The 20,025-nt window shown below is 55.0% G+C and carries 18 protein-coding genes; 6 read left to right on the top strand and 12 right to left on the bottom strand.

From position 1 onward, the window contains the following. Positions 1 to 94: 94 nt before the first annotated feature. From KTH_RS12890 to KTH_RS12880, 3 genes are read right to left on the bottom strand one after another with little or no spacing between them, the layout of a single operon-like run. Entirely contained in the window at positions 95 to 865 is a 771-nt protein-coding gene (locus KTH_RS12890) for a 3-hydroxybutyrate dehydrogenase (RefSeq protein WP_497619103.1), read from the bottom strand. Next, complete coding sequence (locus KTH_RS12885) at positions 862 to 1,581, bottom strand: response regulator transcription factor (RefSeq protein WP_111325063.1); 720 nt, start codon at positions 1,579 to 1,581, stop codon at positions 862 to 864. The genes KTH_RS12890 and KTH_RS12885 overlap by 4 nt, the downstream gene beginning before the upstream one ends. 12 nt (positions 1,582 to 1,593) lie before the next feature. Next, positions 1,594 to 3,408 (bottom strand): PAS domain-containing sensor histidine kinase, encoded by a 1,815-nt coding sequence (locus KTH_RS12880; RefSeq protein WP_497619099.1) that lies wholly within the window; start codon positions 3,406 to 3,408, stop codon positions 1,594 to 1,596. Between the two features lie 111 nt (positions 3,409 to 3,519). On the opposite strand from KTH_RS12880, the gene KTH_RS12875 reads away from it, so the two are divergent. Further along, positions 3,520 to 4,830 (top strand): MFS transporter, encoded by a 1,311-nt coding sequence (locus KTH_RS12875; RefSeq protein WP_497619096.1) that lies wholly within the window; start codon positions 3,520 to 3,522, stop codon positions 4,828 to 4,830. A gap of 38 nt (positions 4,831 to 4,868) precedes the next feature. On the opposite strand, the gene KTH_RS12870 is transcribed toward KTH_RS12875, so the two are convergent. Together KTH_RS12870 and KTH_RS12865 are read right to left on the bottom strand one after the other, a co-directional pair. After that, entirely contained in the window at positions 4,869 to 6,275 is a 1,407-nt protein-coding gene (locus KTH_RS12870) for an MFS transporter (RefSeq protein ID WP_497619094.1), read from the bottom strand. Positions 6,276 to 6,432: 157 nt separating this feature from the next. Further along, complete coding sequence (locus tag KTH_RS12865) at positions 6,433 to 7,335, bottom strand: AraC family transcriptional regulator (protein ID WP_497619092.1); 903 nt, start codon at positions 7,333 to 7,335, stop codon at positions 6,433 to 6,435. A 209-nt stretch (positions 7,336 to 7,544) separates the two neighbouring features. Between KTH_RS12865 and KTH_RS12860 the strand changes: the two genes are divergently transcribed. Continuing rightward, entirely contained in the window at positions 7,545 to 9,065 is a 1,521-nt protein-coding gene (locus KTH_RS12860; RefSeq protein WP_497619090.1) for an alpha-glucosidase/alpha-galactosidase, read from the top strand. 334 nt (positions 9,066 to 9,399) lie between these two features. Continuing rightward, a complete protein-coding gene (locus tag KTH_RS12855) occupies positions 9,400 to 10,191 on the top strand; it encodes an alpha/beta hydrolase (protein ID WP_497619087.1) in 792 nt (263 codons plus the stop codon). Between the two features lie 53 nt (positions 10,192 to 10,244). Here KTH_RS12855 and KTH_RS12850 read toward each other — a convergent pair whose 3' ends face one another. Beyond that, positions 10,245 to 10,640, bottom strand: coding sequence for a VOC family protein (locus KTH_RS12850; RefSeq protein ID WP_111325056.1), 396 nt, complete (start codon positions 10,638 to 10,640; stop codon positions 10,245 to 10,247). A 340-nt stretch (positions 10,641 to 10,980) separates the two neighbouring features. Further along, entirely contained in the window at positions 10,981 to 12,255 is a 1,275-nt protein-coding gene (locus tag KTH_RS12845; RefSeq protein ID WP_497619084.1) for a MerR family transcriptional regulator, read from the bottom strand. A gap of 516 nt (positions 12,256 to 12,771) precedes the next feature. Between KTH_RS12845 and KTH_RS12840 the strand changes: the two genes are divergently transcribed. From KTH_RS12840 to KTH_RS12830, 3 genes are all read left to right on the top strand, one after another. Then, on the top strand, positions 12,772 to 13,455 hold the full coding sequence (locus KTH_RS12840) for a TMEM175 family protein (protein ID WP_111325054.1): 684 nt from the start codon (positions 12,772 to 12,774) through the stop codon (positions 13,453 to 13,455). 323 nt (positions 13,456 to 13,778) lie between these two features. Beyond that, on the top strand, positions 13,779 to 14,327 hold the full coding sequence (locus KTH_RS12835) for a hypothetical protein (RefSeq protein WP_497619081.1): 549 nt from the start codon (positions 13,779 to 13,781) through the stop codon (positions 14,325 to 14,327). A 433-nt stretch (positions 14,328 to 14,760) separates the two neighbouring features. Next, complete coding sequence (locus KTH_RS12830; RefSeq protein ID WP_497619079.1) at positions 14,761 to 15,042, top strand: hypothetical protein; 282 nt, start codon at positions 14,761 to 14,763, stop codon at positions 15,040 to 15,042. Between the two features lie 100 nt (positions 15,043 to 15,142). Here KTH_RS12830 and KTH_RS12825 read toward each other — a convergent pair whose 3' ends face one another. The 5 genes from KTH_RS12825 to KTH_RS12805 all read right to left on the bottom strand — a co-directional run bounded on the left by KTH_RS12825 (position 15,143) and on the right by KTH_RS12805 (position 20,017). After that, positions 15,143 to 15,979, bottom strand: coding sequence for an ABC transporter permease (locus KTH_RS12825; RefSeq protein ID WP_497619077.1), 837 nt, complete (start codon positions 15,977 to 15,979; stop codon positions 15,143 to 15,145). An 11-nt stretch (positions 15,980 to 15,990) separates the two neighbouring features. Then, positions 15,991 to 18,336 carry an ABC transporter permease gene (locus tag KTH_RS12820; RefSeq protein WP_497619075.1) on the bottom strand — a complete coding sequence of 782 codons (2,346 nt, stop codon included), beginning with the start codon at positions 18,334 to 18,336 and terminating at the stop codon, positions 15,991 to 15,993. After that, entirely contained in the window at positions 18,320 to 19,279 is a 960-nt protein-coding gene (locus KTH_RS12815) for an ATP-binding cassette domain-containing protein (protein WP_497619073.1), read from the bottom strand. The genes KTH_RS12820 and KTH_RS12815 overlap by 17 nt, the downstream gene beginning before the upstream one ends. Positions 19,280 to 19,530: 251 nt before the next feature. Next, entirely contained in the window at positions 19,531 to 19,887 is a 357-nt protein-coding gene (locus tag KTH_RS12810) for a DUF2690 domain-containing protein (protein ID WP_497619071.1), read from the bottom strand. Continuing rightward, positions 19,868 to 20,017 (bottom strand): hypothetical protein, encoded by a 150-nt coding sequence (locus KTH_RS12805; protein ID WP_497619069.1) that lies wholly within the window; start codon positions 20,015 to 20,017, stop codon positions 19,868 to 19,870. Before KTH_RS12805 ends, KTH_RS12810 begins: the two co-directional genes overlap by 20 nt. Between the last annotated feature and the right edge of the window lie 8 nt (positions 20,018 to 20,025).

Raw genomic sequence — 20,025 nt, 5'->3', positions numbered from 1 at the left:
ATCATCTCCCAAAGGGAAGAGGGAGAACGAAAACGAGCATAGTACACGTTCTTGTCCTCCCTCCCTTCTGGTCGCCACCTTCCCGGCAGCTCGCTCAATGGGCAGTCCAGCCGCAGTCAATCACCTGGGAGCTCCCGGTAATAGCCGAGGCCGCATCCGAACAGAGATAGGTCACAAGCTGCGCCACCTCTTCCGGCTCTAACAGCCGTTTGATTGCTCCCTCCGCAACCATCACTTTCTCAACAACTTCCGCTTCCGGAATATGGTGAACCGCCGCCTGACTCTTGATCTGCTTTTCCACCAGCGGCGTACGTACATAAGAAGGGCAGATCAGGTTACAGGTCACGCCATATGGGGCGGCTTCCAGCGCTGTCACACGCGTAAGCCCGAGCAGCCCGTGCTTCGCGGCAACATACGCGGACTTGAACGCCGATGCCCGCAACGAATGCACCGAACCAATGTTTATAATTCGGCCCCATTTCCGCTCATACATTGAAGGAAGCACCGCCTGAGTCAGCAAAAAAGGGGCAGTCAGCATCACCTCGATGATAGAGCGCCATTTCTCCTCAGGAAACTCGGTAATCGGCGCAACGTGCTGAATGCCCGCGTTATTCACCAGAATATCTATCTGTCCCTCGGCTTCCAGCGCCTCCTGAACGAGCCGGTCAAGCTCTTCTTTACGTGCAAGATTGGCGCGACAGAAGCGAGCGTTTGGCAATGCATCTGCCTCGCGCTGGCCCGCCTCCGCATCCAGATCACAGAGCGTCACTCGCACGCCCTGTTGCGCGAGATCACGGGCGACCGCTAAACCAATCCCGGAAGCAGCGCCAGTCACCAGCGCTACCTTTCCTTCCAGACTCTTCATTCTGCTCTTCTCCTTTCTTCATCCTGACAGGCAAGATAGTATCCAACTCCCGGTTCAGTGACGAAATAGCGCGGGTGCGAGGGGTCGGCTTCCAGTTTGCGTCGCAAGCGACCGATGTACACCCGAAGATATTCATGCTCTTTACGATACTCCGGCCCCCAGACTCGCCGCAGCAGCGCCTCATGGGTAAAGAGCTTGCCCGGGTTCAGCGCCAGCGTTTGCAGCAGCCCGAACTCCGTCGGCGAGAGCTTGACCAGCGTCCCGTTACGCCAGACGCGCTGTTGCTCGAAATCAATCTCGATCTCTTTTAAGCGGAGCCTCTTGACCGAGGGCGGCGTGTCGGCCCAGTGGTTTCGACGCAAAACGGCTCGAATCCGTGCCAGCAGCTCCCCGACGCCAAATGGCTTGGTTAAATAGTCATCGGCGCCCAGATCCAGCGCCGTGATCTTATCCGACTCCTCACCGAGGGCCGTCAAGACGATAATAGGCACGGTGCTACTCTGCCTGATGCGCCGACAGACCTCCAGGCCATCCATCACCGGCATCATGACATCCAGCACGATCAAGGCAAAGGTGTTGCGCATAAAGAGGTCAAGCGCTTCCAGCCCGTTACTGGCAAGCGAGACCTGAAACGAGCGCATTTCCAGATTCTTCTTGATGAAATCCAGGATGCCGGGCTCATCGTCAACAACGAGAATATGTTTGTCGTGTAGCACAGAGAACCTCCTTCAGTCCTCAACGTTGACCGGGCGCGGTCGCAACAGACGCGGCGGGAAATAGATATGAAAGGTTGCTCCGGGCTTTCCATCCGCACGATCCGCCGCCCAGATCGCGCCTCCATGCGCCTCCACAATCCCGCGACAGAGCGCCAGACCGAGCCCGACCCCTTTGCTGCTGCGCCGATGTCCGCTATCAATCTGATAAAAGCTCTCAAAGATTCGCTCCCTTTGCTCCAGCGGAATACCGTGCCCATCATCGATCACGCTGAGATAGAGGCCCGCCGGTCTACCGTCCTGCTCCTCTGCCTGAGCGTGGGCCCTGATCTCAACGCGCGCCTGCTCGCCTGCATAACGAAGCGCGTTTTCCAGCAGGTTATGCAGCACGACCTCGATGCGCTTCTGATCGACATAAAGCCACGGAAACCCCGGCTCAAGCTGAAGCTCAACCCGCTGATAGCGCGGATTGTCGAGCACCTCGTCAAGCAGCGCTTCCAGCGAGCCGAAAGAGGGCGAGAGCTTGAGTGTCCCGGCCTCAAGCTGCGACATGTCCAGCAGACTCGTGATAATCTCTGCCATATGATCGCCCTCGGTTACGATGCCTTGCAGGAACTCAAGCTTGAGCGCCTCATCCATCTCAACATCAGTTTCCAGCAGACTGGTCGCATAGCCTTTCATCGTGGTCAGAGGCGTGCGCAGCTCATGCGAGATAATCGCGAGCAGGTTTCGCTTGATCTGTTCGGCGTCGTTCTGCTGTGTCACATCGTGCAGAATCTTGCCCCGCCCGATGAGCTGCCCGGCGAGATCATACACATAGAACAGGCGCATCCGTAGCTGGCGGCTCCTCTGCACGAACTGCCCAACCCGATTATAGAAACCGCGCACCCGGAAATCGAACCGCTGTGGGCCGCTACGCTCTTCGGCCCGTTGCAAGGCTTCCGTGTAGCTTCGAGGATCTTCCAGCATGGCATACAACCGCTCGGTGAGCCCCGTCGTCGTACTTCCAGCGGGCAAGCCTACCAGCCGGTAAAAACTCCGATTCGCGTAGACAATCTGTCCGTCCGGGTCTTCCAGCAAAACGCTGTCCTCAAGGCTGCTCATGATCGCTTCCAGCGTATGGAGTCGCGCCTGACTCTCCTGATCACTCTGTCGGAACAGCGTATGAATCTCATCCTCCATCGTGGAAAGAGCGCTGATCAACTGCCCGATCTCATCAACACGCCCCCGCTCCTTTTCCAGCAATGGCCCATCGGTTACGCGGGTTGTCTGGTCCGGTCGAATCAGCGAGACGGCTTTTGCCAGCCGCGTCAGTGGTCCGATCACCCACCCATACGCCACGAACCAGAAACAGCTTGCGCCCACAATAAGCATGACAAGCGCGATGAAGAGGCTATTCTGAAAGCTGATGATCACCGTGTGCGCCGAAGCCGTCGGGCGCTGTACAAAGACCATCCAGGATGTTCCCGCAACCGGAGCAGAACTATATGTATCCGGATGCGGGGCGGCTTGCCCATCCACAGACGCAATCGGTCGTCCTCCTTTATCAAGCAGCCAGATCGAGATATCACCATCCTCTGCCAGCCGACGGCGCAGTACAAGCAGGCGATCCGTCATGGCCTGTGGTGAGCGTCTCGTCTTCGCGTCGGTTGCCTCGACCTCAAGCGCGACCAGTCGTGCAAGCATGCGATCCGTTTGGAGCGCGTCTTTTTCCAGGGTATCGCGCAGGAAGAAATAAATCTCAATGCCGCCCAGGAGCAACGGAAGAACAAACAGGCTGTAGAAAATCAGGAGTTGGAGATTAATGCGTCGTTCCAGAATGTGCAACATGCTATCCTCATTCTCAAGCGAATCGTGCTATCTGCATGCTTTTAGAATATCGTTTATAATAGCATCTATTGTACCTTATTTATTGCCAGTTCTCCGCAAAAAGGAGGGTCAATGATATTCTGGAATATCCCCGCTTTTCTCCGTACCATACAATCGCAGCGTCATATGTTCCCTGTGATCTGCGCCTGCTCACTTGGCACCGCCCTTGTATGGTATGACTTCTTCCTGTATGCCTTTTTCTCAGCAACTATCTTTCCGCGTCTCTTCTTCCCGACGCTGGACCCCTATTCAGCAATCATTGCCGCCTTTACCACAAACTTTGTGGGCTTCGTCGCCCGCCCGATCGGAGGCGCCTTCTTCAGCATCTTCGGCGATCGGATCGGGCGCAAGTCAACTCTGGTTATGACGCTCCTGCTGATTGGCTTCTCCTCAATGCTGATCGGCGTACTGCCTGATTATCAGCGCATCGGTCTGCTGGCTCCCATCGGTCTGGGATTGCTCCGCTTTTTGCAGGGAATTGGCCTGGGAGGCGAGTGGAGCGGGTCGGTTCTCCTCTCGCTGGAACACGGCGACGAGAAACACCGCGCGTTCTGGGGAAGCTGGGCACAGGTTGGCGTTCCGATCGGGCTGTTGCTCTCGACCATCTCCGCCATCGTTTTTCGGCATCTCTACCCCGACGAGGCATTTACGGCGATCGGGTGGCGCGTGCCCTTTCTGCTCAGCACTATCCTGCTGACCATCGGGCTCTACATCCGCCTGCGCATCCCGGAGACGCCGCCCTTCGTCCAGCTCCTGGCCAGCAAGCAGATTGCCTCATCACCGCTGCTGGAGGTCGTTCGGCGCTACTGGCGGCCCATTCTCCTCTGCACCCTGCTGCGCTCAGGCGAAAACGCGCCGTTCTACATCTTCACCACCTTTACCTTTACCTATCTCGGGCAAACATCATCGCTCTCACCCGAACAGATCTATTTCTTTCTTGCCATCGCCTCCCTGGTCGCCCTGATTACAATTCCGCTCTTCGCGCTGCTCTCGGACCACGTCGGGCGCAGGCGCTGGTACGCGCTCGGCTCGCTGCTGATGGCCGTCTTCGCGTTTCCGTATTTTCTCCTGCTGCAAAGCCTCAACCCCTGGCTGATCGTCACTGCATTCGTGCTCTCGCTGGGCCTCTGCATTGCCTGGCTCTATGGACCCCAGGCCGCCCTGATCGTCTCCTGCTTCGAGACACGCCTTCGCTACAGTGGCGCCACTCTGGGCTATCAACTGGCCTCGTTAACCGCCGGCGGCCCGACCCCGATTCTGGCAACCTCGCTGATCGCCGGTTCGCAGTCTACCGATTCCACCTTTTTCACCTCTATCGCACTCTTTATTGTTATCATGTCCATTATCTCGTTTCTGTCGGCGTTGCTGCTCCGGCAGGCGTAGTATGGGGGACGCTCTGTTATGGCGTCCCCGCTTCCGGCTCAGGCCTCGTGTGGCTCTAAACGCGAGACTGGCGCTTCCTCTATTGTATAGGCTTGCGTATCGGAGATATCGGCCTTGCTCAGCTCCTTGAGACCCCATGTCGAGGCGAACGAGATCAGACTGAGCACAACCATATAGATCGCCACGGCCTGCCACGAGCCGGCCCCGATCGCAATAGTCACATGATTAAGTCCGAGCGCTCCAAGACTTGTTTTCCCGTTCAGCAGCAGCAGCGCGATGATAGGAGCCAGACCACCGGCAAAGGGTGCCGCCAACTGATAGCCCAACGATGCGCCGCTATAGCGCGAGCGGGTGCCGAAACGCTCCGCGATCAGCGCTGCCTGCGGGCCATACACCCACGAATGGAAGATAAACAACGAGAGCACGATGGCCAGTATAATGAGGAATGAGTTCCTGCTATTCATCAGCAAAAAGTAGGGAAAGGCAAAGAGTGCCATCAGCACACAACCAAGCAGATACCAGAGACGACGCCCGTAGCGATCAGAGAGATAGCCGAAAAGGGGTATAGTGAAGAGCTCCAGCACCGCCCCAAGCGTGATCCCGTTCAAGACAACGCTATTGTCCACTTTCAGAGTGGCGGTTCCATAGGTGATGACGAAGACGCTGAAGAGGTAGAATGGCGCCTGCTCAACAAAGCGAGCACCCGCACTCAGCAATACTTCGGGCGTGCTATAGCGAAAGACATCCAGCAAGGGCGCCTTTGCCTCGCGCTTCTGCTCCTTCACCTGCTCAAACAGCGGCGTCTCCATCACTTTGAAGCGAATATAGAGACCAACCAGCACTAAAAGGGCACTGACCAGGAAGGGAATGCGCCAGCCCCAGATCAGGAATTGTGGCCCTGTCATCGCGCTCACAATGTTCACCACAAACGTTGAGACGACCAGCCCGATCGGTGCCCCCATCTGAGGCCAGCTCGCCCAGAAGCCGCGCCGCTCCTTATGCCCATATTCAAGCGCCAGCAGGACGGCGCCGCCCCACTCGCCGCCAACACCAAGCCCCTGCCCGAGCCGAAAGAGCGTTAACAACAGCGGAGCAACTATCCCGATCGCATCATAGCCCGGCAAAAACCCGATGACCAGCGTCGAGATCCCCATCAGCAGGAGGGTTGCTACCAGCGTCGATTTTCGCCCGATTCGATCACCCAGATGCCCGAACACCGCTCCGCCAAAGGGTCGCGCCACAAAGCCGACAAGGAACGTGACCAGCGCCAGCAGGGTTCCTACCAGTGGATCCGATTCCGGGAAGAAGAGCTTCGGAAAGACAAGGGTGGCCATTGTTCCATAGAGGAAAAAATCATACCACTCAATCGCGGTTCCCAGGGTGCTTGAGAGCACAACCGTCATCATCTGACGTTGCATCGTTTTGTCTTGTTGCGTCTTTGCCATAGATCCTCCGTGCTGACCGTACAGCGTCAGCCGCTTCAACAGATGATTCATCTCTAGCAAGTATAAAAAGGAAGGTGTAAATATTGCGTAAACAGGGAAATGGAGGATATAAACAAATACGTAAACAGGAGGAGACAGAAAGGGGCAGTCTCGTCGCTTATGGGCGACTCCCGGGACGCGAAAACGGGCGCATCTGTCGTCGGAACTCTCCGGGGCTGAGATACATATGGCGCCGAAAGACCTTACAGAAATGATTGGCGTTGGCAAATCCCGTCTCGCGGGCGATCACTTCCAGCGTGAGATCACTCTGCAAGAGCCGTTGCGTGGCCTCTTCCAGGCGCACCTGCATCACAAACTGAGCTGGCGATAGCCCGGTGTTCCGCTTGAAATAGTGGCTGAAATGACTGCGACTCATGCCATATCTTCGCGCAAGCTGTTCCACCTCGATTGGCTTCCAGAGCGTTTGCAAAACGTACGAACGGACATTCTGCAAGAGCTGCTCCCGCACATCGGGCGCATAGCTCAGCGAATGGGCCAGCCGCTCATACTCGATCAGGAAATGAAACAGAGCCAGCTCTTCCGCGAAGACGTCATGAAAGGTGCCATCGTAGATCCCCTCAAGCAACTGAACAACCCGCGCAAGCACCATACTCGAAGGATCCAGTTGCATGATGGGGCCAACGCTCGCGATGCGCTGCATCAGGCGCTGCACAACATAGGGATGACGAATAATCAGCCAGCAAAAGACCCATTCGGGCGAGTCAGGAGGCAGATAATACCGGCTGTCCGAGGGAACAACCGCCAGAAAAACAGTCTGTGGGAGGATTCGGGTGACGGTCTGTCCTTCCGCATAGCAGCCCTGTCCGGCCAGCGTGTACTGAAACACCACAAATGGGTGAGCAGCATCGCCGCCGCGCTTCCTGCCATCCCAATTATAACAATCGCTCGCCGTGCGCTTCTCCAGCGCCACGCCATACACCTCCGCCCCATAGCGCGGGGTATACAAAGCGCCCTCCTGCGATGCCTGAAGCCGGCGCAAGCGCTGCAACAGTTGATCCATCAACCCGCTCCTTGACTGGCAGATGTCCGCTGTTCAAAACTATACCATACAAGCTTCTCTTTTACCATCAACCCGACGTTCTCAGCCATCACAAATAGACCATCCAGCGCAAAAAGAGACCATTGTGCAAACAGTGCACTGCTGACTATACTGAGAGAGAAAGGCTGAAACGAGAGCAAGAGCGTTCTTGAAGAGGAGGAAGTACTCGCATGAAAATCGCAGTTATCGGCGCTGGCTCGATCGGTTTTACCCGGAAGCTTCTCGGTGACATCCTGACCGTCCCCGAACTGGCAAACACGACCTTCGCGTTCACCGATATCTCACAGCGCAATCTGGATATGGTGACGCAGCTCTGTAAGCGCGATATCGAGGCCAATCAGGTGCCCGCCACGATTGAGGCGACCACCGACCGTCGACGCGCTCTGGAAGGGGCAGACTATATCCTCTGTGTGATTCGTCAGGGAGGGCTCGACGCTTTTCAGACAGATATCGATATCCCCCTGAAGTATGGTATTGATCAGTGTGTCGGCGATACCATTTGTGCGGGCGGGCTGATGTATGCGCAACGGACTATCCCCGTTTTGCTCGATATCTGTCGCGATATTCGGGAGGTCGCCAGTTCGCATGCACTCCTTCTCAATTATGCGAATCCAATGGCAATGAACACCTGGGCCTGTAACCAGTATGGCGGCGTTCGGACGATCGGTCTCTGTCACGGCGTTCAGCATGCACATGCCCAGATCGCCAGTTGCATCGAACACTGGGCGAAGAAAGAAGGCCTGCTTGCGGAACATGAACAGGTGAAGAGTCAGGATGTAGCGGTCATCGCGGCTGGCATCAATCATCAGACATGGTTCCTCAAGGCAGAGTGGCGCGGCATCGATATGATCCCTCGTATGCTTGAACTCTTTGAAGGACATCCCACATACCCGCAAACTGAGAAGGTGCGTATCGATGTCTTGCGGCGCTTTGGCTACTACAGCACCGAGTCGAACGGACACCTGAGCGAGTATCTCCCCTGGTACCGCAAACGCCCCGCCGAGATTCCGCAATGGATCGATCTCTCCGACTGGATTCATGGCGAGACGGGCGGCTATTTGCGGCATTGCAGCGAGCAACGCAACTGGTTTGAAACTGATTTCCCGCGCTGGCTTCAGGCTCCGCCAATGGAGTTCACCCCGGACCATCGCAGCTCAGAACACGGCTCCTACATTATTGAGGCCCTGGAAACGGGTCGCGTGTACCGAGGACACTTCAACGTGATCAATCAGGGGCACATCTCGAACCTGCCTGATGGCTGTGTTATCGAGATTCCCGGCTATGTTGACGGCACCGGGATCAATATGCCCGTTGTGGGGCGGCTCCCGCTGGCCTGTGCCGCGACCTGCTCCGCCAGCATTCGCGTGCAAGAAATGGGTATGGAGGCCGCTGTCCACGGTGACGTGACGTTGCTCAAGCAGGCCATGCTTCACGATCCGCTGGTTGCCGCCGTCTGCAACCCTGAAGAGGTCTGGCAGATGACCGATGAGTTGCTTGTTGCTCAGGCACAATGGCTCCCTCAGTATCGCGGTGAGATCGCCGGGGCACAGCAGCGCCTTGAAGAAGCGGAACGCAAGGGAACCCGTGTCAGGCCGCGCTCCACGCATGGAGCAGCCCGACTCAAAGCGCGCACTATTGATGAGCTTCAACAGGGAATGCGTCCGGCTCTTGCCAGTGAAGAGCCCGTTTGAAGCGCGGTATATGATGCTTCACTTCTGTAGCATGCAAAGAGCCATGCAGCAGACTCCGAGCGGGAAACCATAGCCTGCCAGCTCCCTGCATATGCGTGCAGGCAAGCGAATACAACACTCTCAAAGAACAGGAGAAAGCGAGGCGCCCCGGTGAAAGCAAGCAAGTGACCCGCTTCTCTGGAACAACGAGTCTCGCTTCAAGAAGCTTACAGGCGCGAGCGGGTTTTCTCCTGTTCCCTCTTTACAAGCGGGTTCGTACGCGATAGAGTTTTCAAACCAGGCTTTTAAGATGATCTTTCGACAACATATCCGACAAAGAAAGCGGGTTTAACCAATGCAGATATCCCTGACACAGAACGCTCTTTTTCCGCTCTGGGCGTCCCCTTCTTCTGAAATACCAGCACAGGATATGCCAACTCTTCAGGCGTTTCTGCCATCGCCGGAGCGAGCAACCGGTGCCGTGGTGATCGTCTGTCCCGGCGGAGGCTATAGAATGCTTGCCGATCATGAAGGCGCTCCCGTCGCGCAATGGTTAGCTCAACATGGTCTGACAACCTTCGTCTTGCGCTATCGACATGCCCCCGCCTATCACCATCCGATTCCCCTGCAAGACGCTCAGCGAGCCGTTCGCTTCGTGCGCCATCACGCCCTTTCCTGGGGACTTGATCCCGAACGAATAGGGATGCTCGGCTTTTCGGCGGGAGGCCACCTGACCAGCATGGTCGCGACGCACCCCGAGCCCGGGCAACCGAAGGCCGCAGACCCGATCGAGCGCCAGTCCTCTCACCTGAACGCTCACGCCCTGATCTATCCGGTAATCAGCACCACCATGAATCCCGAGATCTTTGAAACGCTTCTGGGAAGGACGCCCGATGCGAAACAAATGGACCTCTTCAGCAGCGAGAACCATGTCACGGCACAGACATCACCGGCCTTCCTTGTCCATTCGACCGAGGACGGCTATATCCTCGTCGCGCACTCAGATCGCTATGCCGCGAGCCTGCAACGCGCAGGCGTGTCATACACCTACGTTCGCGATAACCTCGGCGATCACGGCTTTGGCCTTCAGGAGAACTGGGGCCCACAGTGCCTTCAGTGGTTCCGTGCCCTGGGATGGAGCCGCTAACAACAGCGCGGACCGCGTTTGCACAGACTTTTTGCCTCACGCGGTCCGGATCGCTATTTGTTTGCTGCTATGGGCTGATTGATCTCCCAGAGATTGCCTTCTGGATCGGCAAAGTGTGCTGTTCGCAGTCCCCACGGCTGATCGGTTGGAGGGCGGAAGAACGAAACCCCTTTTGCGGTCAATTCCTCATAGGCTGCATCCACATTCTTTACACTGGCAGCCAGCAGACCACGAGGAGCGCCATCAAGCCTTAACGCCGAAGCATCGGTATTGAGCAGATCAGCAGCGCCCTCCGCCGAGAGCAAGATCAGGCAGCCCGCATTGAGACGGAAGGTCGAAGATGTAGCATCTTCCTCCAGAAGCAGAAGTTCGAGTGTATCACGATAAAATGCTGTACTTCCTGCCAGATCACGTACAAATACCACCGTTGCAATAATATCTTCAAACATGGGTTTCTATCCTTTTTCCTCTTTTCGATCAATCCATAGTTCCACTGCATCTCTATTTGACAGTCTACCCGAGGAGGCGAGAAAACGCTTCTTCTATCCTGCTCTTTTTGGCTCACCAGCCGCCTTCTCCCGTGAAAGGGCAAACAAAAGCGCTTCCCTTCCCTGAGTGATAGCAACCGCTTTACCGGAAAAGGTGCCCGGGCAGACAAGCTCCCTCTGTGTCGCTCCTCGGACTCTATATATAAAGGAAGATATCCACCCCGATCAATAGAGCATCTCGCAAACAGACAGAGCCGTTTCACAGAAGTACCCGTCCGCTGGCTCCTCTTGCTACTCGAGCCTACTCGGCCTTCTCAATCACGCCTCGCAACAGAGACAGGTCAGCTCTGGTGATAAATAAGCCGGGCACCTTCTGCAAGGGAACAGGCACGACACTATACGCTTGCATATATCGCTCAAGCAGAAAACGCGGACAATCAAGCAGCGAGACAGCCGCCGAAACCGAAACCCATTCCTCACCATGCTCATCCAGCCAGAAGGCAACCGGCTTTTGTTGGGCCAGCGTGAGCAAATCAGCCAGACGGAGAAAAGAGGCTTTCCCCTGCCTCGGAAACCGATAGAACTGGAGAGAGGAGCGGAACGCGCTGGCAAGCACCCACGACGCTGTAACACCGAGCGACCATGCACAGGCCTCAATCGAGAGATAGTCACACCCCTCAAGACAGATCCTTCGCCCCGGAAGCCGCACGGCAAGCTCCGCACGCTGGATCAACTGCGCGCTCCCCCATCGCAAAGGAGCCGCTGGCAACACCCCCTGAATATCGACTCGAAGCGCATCTTCATAGGCGATATATCGCGATCCATCAATACTATAGATAGTCATCGGCGTGGCAGCGATTCTTACTCTGATCCGTTGCACAGAGCGCTCGAAGAGCGTTGCCAGAAACGTGATTGCAATATACTTCTGCCCTGTCTCATCACAAACAAGCGCGGGACGAGTGGCCCGTTCTTCACGCTCGTGCAACTCCTTGATCGTTTCCAGATCACACTTTCTCATGTACAGCGTCGAGCCGGAGGAGCGCATATACAATGGCGCACCCGCCCGCTGGAGATAGGCATACACTTTCTTCCCACTTGTATCGAGCAGGGCTGCCGCTTTTGAGATCGGCAGAAACTCCTCTGAATTCTCAGGCAGAATGGACGTACGCCTCTGCAATCCTTCAATGTCCGCCAGACGCAGAAAGACTCCCCTGCATAGAGGGAATGTTGTTGTCTCAAAGCCATAGCGTTTCTGATAGCATCTCAGGAGAACAGGTGATATCCCTAACAGGCGCGCCGCAGCCTGTACAGAAATATATTCGATCTCATCCATCGTGACGCAGTCGCGTTGCTCTCCATGCCTGCGTAGTTGCGCGAAGTAGTCACACAGCCGCCTCGCATCCTCTTCGCGAAGATACAGCGACGAGAGTTTCGGGAATCTATGTGGCACCATGTGAAACGAGAAAAGCAATCTCCGAAGCGTCCTGTGGCGTATCTGAAGTAGATGAGCCAGCGCATTTAAAGTGATATAGTGTCGCTGCCCATCGGTGAAAGAGATAGGATCTGGTACACGCATCCTGACGAATCCTCCCCAACCTGATTCCTGCACGAATCACAACAAAAGCTGGTCCCGTAACCGAATAGCTCATCTATAGAGTTTGAGTAGCATCGCTTCCTTTTTTCTGCTCTTTCAGCTACAGGGCAAGCATAGCATGATCTCTTTCTTTCTGTCAACGTTTCTCTTTTTTCCAGTATTTTTCTCCTTTTCTTGTTCGAGCTACACGTCAACAGAGGAGGCAGGCCATTCCAGCGCTCGGCACCGCCAGTACATCCCGGCATCCATCCAGCACAAAATAGGACTCCACAGTCCTGATCATCGATCGCGCAGGACGCGAATGGATCGTGAACAGCCAAAAACGGCATATGAGCTCGTACATCTGCATATTCACCCTCTTTTTGCCTGAACTCATACTCAGCCTATGTTATAATGCGATGGAACAGATGCTGTTTGAACAGAAAGGCATGTGGCCCCTTTACCGCGTGCTCTCACACGAACAGAACAACCGCTAATTCGTATTCTCTGGAATAGTACATGAAGTTAGAGAAACAACAGATGGCCGACCCCGAGAAGTGGTATAGCAAGGATCGCCTGGTTGCGCTCAGTGACGGCATTTTTGCCATCGCGATTACGCTGCTGGTGATTGATATCCGGCTTCCGGAAGGGCTTGACCCGCGCAACCATGCCCTGATCACCGAGAAGTTCTTTGAGCTCTTCCCCCAATTCCTCAGCTATATTGTGAGCTTCCTTGTGATCGCGAACTACTGGATGGCGCATCGGCGCCTGATGGCAAACGTCGAGCACATCAATGATAGACTAACAAAGGCGCATCTCATCCTGCTTTTCATTATCGCGCTCATCCCCGTCTCAACCAATTTCTTCGGCACGTATTATGGCGTTCCTATCCTGACTGTCTTCTATACACTCAATCTGGCCTTTTGTGGTATCGCCTCTGTATTCATCTTGTTCTATACGCGGTTCCATCGCAACCTGGCGCCTGAAGATCCGACCATCTTGCGGCACATGGATCATCGCCTCCGCAGCGCATTGGTTCCGCCAGTCGTTTTTGTCGCTTCCCTGCTCTTCCTGTTCTTTCCTGATGGGGCCTACTATCTGCCCTTCTCGTGGATGCTGATACCAGTGTTTGCCTATCTCGTACATCTTCCCTGGACTCCACGAAAACCCCGACCTGCCACCAAACCGCAAGCAAAAAAATAGAGCGCATTCCGGAGCAAAATCCCCTCCTGAACAGAGCCGGGAGGGGTCTTTCTTTTCTGCGCGCATCCTGTCGCCGTTGTTCCCTGGTACAGGAGGAGCTTCCCGAGCTGCAAGCTTCCTTCTCTACACGCAAGCTGATTGCTAGCTCCTTTGCAACAATGTCCTGAGCGCAAAAGACAACATGTATGAGAAGCGAAAACGCAGATATATACAAAAACAAGGATTTTTTAGGGCTTGCAGCCAAAAGCCCTTGTGCTTTGTCGCTTCTTCCGTTATACTGCTGAGGTATTTCAATCTTTCCATCTAGAAAAGGCAGATTGCCCATGAAAATCAAAAAGGTCACTATCCTCTTATTTGCACTGCTCCTGTGTTGTCTTCTCGCCGCCTGTGGAGAGACTTCATCCCCAGCCCAATCTTCACCGACAGCACAGCCCACCACCGCAGCACCAACCCCAACGCCCTCGCCGACACCAGCCAAACCGAAGACCGCCGACGAGATCCTGAAGGCGTTGAAAGCACAGGGTCTCAAGATCGGAGAAAGCTTCACCTATACCGAGGAAAACGACCCGAACAAGCTTCTCGGCAGGCCGGGCCAGTATACCAGCAAGGTGAACTTCAAAGATACCTCACTTGAAGCGACCACGAACAGCGGCGCTGAAATCAGCATCGATGAAGGCGGCTCTATTGAGGTATTTGAGAATGAGCAGACTGCACAGAAGCGCTTCCAGTACTTGCAGGCTCTCTCTCAATCGGGGAGCGCACTGTTCGCTGAGTATGAATACATCCACGGATCGGTCATACTGCGCGTCTCCAAAACGTTCACGCCGACGCAGGCAAAAGCCTATGATGAGGCGTTGAAGAAGGTCCTTTAAGCGCCAATCTGTCATACAGCAGGGCTATGAAGCGTGTATTTTTTGCATGGCTCATAGCCTGCCTCCACATAACTGACCACTTTCCCGGCCCCTGAGATTTTCTGCACAACAAACGAGAATGCTGCATTTCACCCCGGCTTCACCTGTATTCTTCTCTCAAAAAGCGATCATCTCCAGCAGACGAGCATGTGAAACTGATACGTCATTCCACCCGTATGCGTATACAAGAGCAGCGTACAGCAAGCACTTTTTAGATGAAAAAGAGACATATTCCAGTTCATTCATTCTGAAATGGTCTTTTTTTCGGGCACGCACATTTTCAGTACCGCCATTGGACACGGCTATCCAGACACAAGGCAGTTCCGGCTCAGATAGAACAACGAACATCCGGATACGTCCCCGACCCCCTCGTAGCAGCAAAGGAGAAAAATGGATGATACAAGCGCAACAGGTCCCATATTATATAGGCTTTGGATTTCTGATTTTCTTTCTTGCTGGCCTGTTTTTGCAAGTCCGTTATGGAGAGGCAAACACAAAAGAGAACACCTTTCTCTGGACCTACAGCGCCGTCCCTTTGGTCGTGTTTCTCCTCTTTGTGCTCAGTGAGGCATATCTTCATATATCGTGGTCTATCGTGGCATCACTGCTCGCGGGCATCATGCTCGTTGTTTGTGGGGTCAATCTCCTGGCGTTTTACAAGCGGAACAAAAGCTGATCGAGAAGATAGGGCCAGCTTCTCGGCTGGTCTATCCTCTCTCTCCGGTATACAAGTCCTCCTGTTGCTCATAGCGAACAGGAGCACCCACGGCTTCGTGTCAATCACCGATATTGCGAATAAAGCGGGCCTCCTGTCGCACAAGGGGAAGCTGCAACCCGAGCAGCACCAGCGCCACCACCAGCAAAATCAACTTGCCAATCCACCAGTTATCAGGATTGAGCGCCTGATCATGATAGTACCAGCCGAACAGTAGGTAGAGCACCACATCATGCTTCTGTCCCCCACTCGTCATGAACTGGCAGGCAAGCAGGTTGATAAGCCAGAGGGCCACAGGAAGCAGGTATCCGGCAATACTGCTCACGGTCAGATGGACGGTACAGAGCCCGATCGCAATCAGCAGGAGCATCGAGGGGAACACTGTTCTCAGCATCTCCCACATGCTCGTCAGCACGGTGACATCCGCCGGCGGCTTGCGCAGCAGCAAATAGGCTCCCCAGGAGGCAAGCAACATCAAGATCACCAGATAGAGCAGAACAATACAGAGGCGCCCGAACAGCACGACCAGCGAAGGACGCCGGAGCACCAACTGCGCCAGTGTTCCCTGTTGCCATTCACGAGCCAACAGACCAAGCGTGAGAAAGAGCGATAGGGGTGGAAGAAACCGCTCAAGGTCGTTGCGGAGTGCCACCACATAATCAGGGCCGGGGTCTTTTTCCTGAAGCGCGGCTATTTGCTCGGCAGTTAATGGCGGACCATCAGCTTGCCGTTGCATATAGAGAGGGACATAGGTCAGGCGAGCAAGCGCCAACGAGCCCACGATCAGGAGCAAGGGGACCAGCCAGCTCCATCCTACAGACCAGCGCAATTCATACAATAGCGTCTTCGCTCTGAAGAGGCGCCCGGGCATCAGCGGTGAGACAGGTGTATGAAGCATTGCAAGCACTCCTATTCGTTACGCACGCATTGCAGCGGGTCCGTACTCTCCTTACTTGCTGATCTCCCCGAACAAATGTAGGGACCAGCTTCACGCGTAATATCCCGCCCGATGTACTGTCCAAGCTGCTGGAGGAAATCGAGCGTTTTTTTCTCCCCTGGCTGCTGCGCATAGTGCTGAAGAAACCGAGTCAGCTTCTCATGCCCGATCTCCTGCTGTACATGATAGAGATAGAGGGCACTCGAATCACACATCTCTATTCCCAGATCCTTCATCTCCTTCTGGAGCTTGTTTGTGAGGGCAGGATCTTTAAACTGGCCAGCACCCGGCAGGGTATTTTCATGAAAGCGCTGGCAGACATCCATTGCTTTTTGCAGGTAGCCATTGCCAAGCACTTGGTCGGTTATCACCGTCGCACTATATCCCGAAAGCATAGTATTTATTCTCGAATTCCCTGTAAGCATAAAAGTAGGTTCTGGATTCTGAATACTTTCATCGCCTCTTGTTGCCATATACTGCATTTCTGGCATTATTCTATTCCACCACCACTTTACAGCAATAGAGTCCCCTGCTTTTCGATAGACAAAAGAAGCGGTCAGCGGGCCAGGCACAAAAAGCATTCTTGACTCTGGAACGAAGGCCAATCCCTGACCGATCAATGGAGTTTCCAGGAAAGGCACAACAACGACATCCCAATGCTGCTCTTTCTGCTTGTCGGGCGCTAACCAGCGATCGAGCGCGATCAGTTGCCGCACATACGCCTTATAGATCTGCTCCGACTGCATCTGCATAAAGGAAGCACGATAGAAGAGCGTCGCCTGATCAAACGAGCGTTGCTGAGCGTCAGCCAGGGCCGCAATGGCAGCATCGGGAAAACGCATGCGTGTCTGCTGCACCACTTCAAGCCACTGTCCATCCGCCGAGCGCCGCACTGTCCCCAGGGAGCTCAACACCTGATAGGAGGCCGGAAAGCGAACATGCAGCGTATCAAGTGGCAACCGGAATGCCTGCTGTACGGCTTCTTGCGTCCAGAGCAGCGGATACCAGTTTGAGCCAGCGCCTTCCAGAAACGCAAGCCCCTGCCCGATATAGCTCATAAAGGGAAGAGGGTTCACAGAATCCGCCTGCTTGCCGCCTCCTGTCATCCCATATACATTGCGTCCAAAGACCAGCGAACCACGATAGTGCACAGTCAGGGTAATCGGCTCTCCTTTGGCAGCAGGCGTATGGGCAAGCTCAACCTGCGTCCAGCCGGCAGATGAGTGAAATGGGAGTGAAGCTGATCCCTGTGTGAGCTGTTGAATCGTCAAACCTCGATTCAAAGCGAATGGAAACGAGGTCAGGCCGCCCCGTTCTGGCGTCACCGTAAACGTGCTGGTGCCATCGATGGTCCCGGCCTTCGGGTCAATCGTTGCCGAGACATGAAACTGAGATACACGCGCGGCAACCGGCTCAACAGGATTCTTCCCCAAACTTCGATATGAGGCACTCGTTTGCTGTACATTCAGCAAGCCTGGCACCAGGAGCGCCACACACAGCACCAGGAGCACCAACGGCATCAGACGATCACCGAGCCGCGCCATTGCCTGTGGCTCACGCAAGGGGAAGCACAGCACCGCTAACGCCAGCGCCGCCAGCGCCAACCCGGCCATCACGCCAGTTTGTGCCCAGAGCAGTGCCCCATCTGGCCCTGTGCCGATGCTTCCCGAATAATAAAGCGTGGTAGCGGTCAGGTTCAGCGGGTCGAGCATCGAATGCACAGAGAAGAGAAAGTGATAGATGACCAGAGCAGAGGTAAGCACAACGCCAAGCAGCGGGAAGGGCGCAAGGCAGATACCAAAAAGCGCAACGCCGACAACCAGGGGAATACGGACAGCATAGATTGCGGCCAGCAGCAACCAGGGATCAAGCGAGACAACCGTTTTCAGGACCACGCAAAACATCATCCAGCCAACAAGCAGCGCCAACCAGCCAATCAGGCAGGACAACAGGGAGATTGCCAGCCACTTACCTACCACATAGCTTGTTGTTGAGAGCGGACGCGTCCAGAGCAGTGCGGTAATCTTGCGTTGTCGATCACGCCGAAATAGCAGCAAGCAGAGAAACGGAAGCAGAAACAACAGGATACCGAGGGCGCCTGTTCCCTGCCGGACCGTTTCTTGATAGTATTCCACATCAGGGTTATGGCTCATATTCCAGTTTATCACGCCCATATAGAGGCAGATGATCAGGGCGCAGAGCCAGCTTGCCACAGAACTCAATTGTAGCCGAATCTCATACCGACAGACAGAGAGAAGATTTCTGGCATGAAGCAGCGGACCACGCACGAGATGTGCGCGCTCAGCCTTCAGAGACATGCTGTTCTTCATACAACGTCGTCGCTCCTATCAATAAGAAGTAGCCATCCTCAAGGGTGGGTTCAGCGGGTATCGCAAAGGGCGAAGGGCGCGGACCCTCCACACGAGCAATCACTTCATTCGGTGCGGCACTCCCATCGGTAATCGGCGTGAGCGAAGCCACCAGAAGCTGACCGCTCTGCCGCAGCGCATTCACCTGTTCCAGTGTGGTACGCCAGAGCCAGCACTTTCCTCGGGCCAGTTGTGCCAGCTCACTCACCGAGCCCTGAAAGAGAAGCTGTCCCTTTTCCAGCACCGCCAGCCGTCCCGCAACCGTTGCCACATCGCCCACAATATGCGTTGAGAGCAGAATGGTCTGTCCGCCCTGTGCGCCAAGCGTGCCAAGCAGCATCCGAAAGCGCTGCTGCTCCACCGGATCAAGGCCCGTCGTTGGCTCATCCACAATGATGACCGGTGGCTTGCCCAGGAGAGCCACAGCCAGCCCGAGACGGCGGCGCATGCCTCCACTGAGCGACCCCACACGCGAACGGGCGCGATCCCGCAGATTGACCGCTTCAAGCGCCTCGTCAACATGCGTCGAGATCCGGGTCAGTCCTTGCAGCTCTGCCATGTAACGAAGCGTCTCGCGCACCGTCAGTTGCGGATAGAAGCCCTGTTCCTGGGGCAGAAAGCCAAGCAGCGAGCGAATCTGCCAGCGCTGACGACGGCTCTCATATGGACCAATCGTGATGGTACCAGAGGTGGGTTCTAGCAGAGTTGCCAGCATGTTGAGCAGGGTCGTTTTGCCTGCTCCATTACGACCGAGCAACCCGAAGACCCCCGGCTCAATCGTCAGTGAGACATCCTTGAGCGCCCATTTCTTCCCATACTTCCGGGAGACATTCGTCAGCGTAATAGGAAACTGGTTGGAAGTGGAGGGAGCCGCGACCGAGAAGGAAGCCATCGGAGGATTGAATCCTTGAGCAGGGGGAGGCTGAAAAAGATTCCCGTTCAATAGCATATCTCCTTTCAAGCAAATGTATTTTCCCTTATTGTAGCAGATATGTCTCTTGCAGATAACATCTTAGGAGAATATTATGCCCTTTTTCTTATTCAAAGGAGAGAGTGAGAAGAATGATTCTTCTCACCCTCTTGTCGTTCCAGAGCATTTCTCTCTTGTCACACGGAAAAATTCTCCCGAGCAGGAGAGAGGTCCTAGACCCAGTCAGTGCACCAATCTCCATCAGCTAAGGAGACACAGGCTCTCGCTGCAAGTGTATCGGTATAGAGCTGGTCACTCCAGGAACCATCTGTTGTCCCCCAACCACTATACGTATTTGAGCGAGTCACAGAGCCATTCGCATTTCTTCGCTCAACCCACAGACTCCATCCCAGGATATAGAGGCTATTTGTGAAGCGAGCCCAATTTGTTTTACAGTTCCGGCTAAATCGCAGCGAAATCGTCTTTCCACCACCATACGCCTCTGTCACTGTATAGGCATTACTGCCGCAAGCAGCACCATCGAGCCCCTGGACGCTATTCGGATCGGTGTTATCCACAGGTACTCGCATTGTAACAAGCTGGCAGGTGAGGACGAAGCGATGCCGCATGGGCCCCCGGCACAGAGGAAAAGGTCAACGTAAGTGCCAGAAAAGCAACCAACAAAGCCACCAGGAGCGGGCGGGTGTGCTTTTGAAACATAAAAATAA

Source organism: Thermosporothrix sp. COM3, from assembly GCF_059696735.1.
Note: the sequence above shows the minus strand (reverse complement) of the source record. Positions and strands in the feature narration are given on the sequence as shown.

Bases quoted from the DNA above. Each gene is read 5' to 3' on its own strand.
- KTH_RS12840 (WP_111325054.1), top strand. From the start codon at position 12,772: ATGAAGTTAGAGAAACAACAGATGGCCGACCCCGAGAAGTGGTATAGC.
- KTH_RS12890 (WP_497619103.1), bottom strand. From the start codon at position 865: ATGAAGAGTCTGGAAGGAAAGGTAGCGCTGGTGACTGGCGCTGCTTCC.
- KTH_RS12875 (WP_497619096.1), top strand. From the start codon at position 3,520: ATGATATTCTGGAATATCCCCGCTTTTCTCCGTACCATACAATCGCAG.
- KTH_RS12820 (WP_497619075.1), bottom strand. From the start codon at position 18,336: ATGTCTCTGAAGGCTGAGCGCGCACATCTCGTGCGTGGTCCGCTGCTT.
- KTH_RS12855 (WP_497619087.1), top strand. From the start codon at position 9,400: ATGCAGATATCCCTGACACAGAACGCTCTTTTTCCGCTCTGGGCGTCC.
- KTH_RS12835 (WP_497619081.1), top strand. From the start codon at position 13,779: ATGAAAATCAAAAAGGTCACTATCCTCTTATTTGCACTGCTCCTGTGT.
- KTH_RS12850 (WP_111325056.1), bottom strand. From the start codon at position 10,640: ATGTTTGAAGATATTATTGCAACGGTGGTATTTGTACGTGATCTGGCA.
- KTH_RS12815 (WP_497619073.1), bottom strand. From the start codon at position 19,279: ATGGCTTCCTTCTCGGTCGCGGCTCCCTCCACTTCCAACCAGTTTCCT.
- KTH_RS12805 (WP_497619069.1), bottom strand. From the start codon at position 20,017: ATGTTTCAAAAGCACACCCGCCCGCTCCTGGTGGCTTTGTTGGTTGCT.
- KTH_RS12870 (WP_497619094.1), bottom strand. From the start codon at position 6,275: ATGGCAAAGACGCAACAAGACAAAACGATGCAACGTCAGATGATGACG.
- KTH_RS12810 (WP_497619071.1), bottom strand. From the start codon at position 19,887: ATGCGAGTACCTGTGGATAACACCGATCCGAATAGCGTCCAGGGGCTC.
- KTH_RS12830 (WP_497619079.1), top strand. From the start codon at position 14,761: ATGATACAAGCGCAACAGGTCCCATATTATATAGGCTTTGGATTTCTG.
- KTH_RS12845 (WP_497619084.1), bottom strand. From the start codon at position 12,255: ATGCGTGTACCAGATCCTATCTCTTTCACCGATGGGCAGCGACACTAT.
- KTH_RS12860 (WP_497619090.1), top strand. From the start codon at position 7,545: ATGAAAATCGCAGTTATCGGCGCTGGCTCGATCGGTTTTACCCGGAAG.
- KTH_RS12880 (WP_497619099.1), bottom strand. From the start codon at position 3,408: ATGTTGCACATTCTGGAACGACGCATTAATCTCCAACTCCTGATTTTC.
- KTH_RS12825 (WP_497619077.1), bottom strand. From the start codon at position 15,979: ATGCTTCATACACCTGTCTCACCGCTGATGCCCGGGCGCCTCTTCAGA.
- KTH_RS12865 (WP_497619092.1), bottom strand. From the start codon at position 7,335: ATGGATCAACTGTTGCAGCGCTTGCGCCGGCTTCAGGCATCGCAGGAG.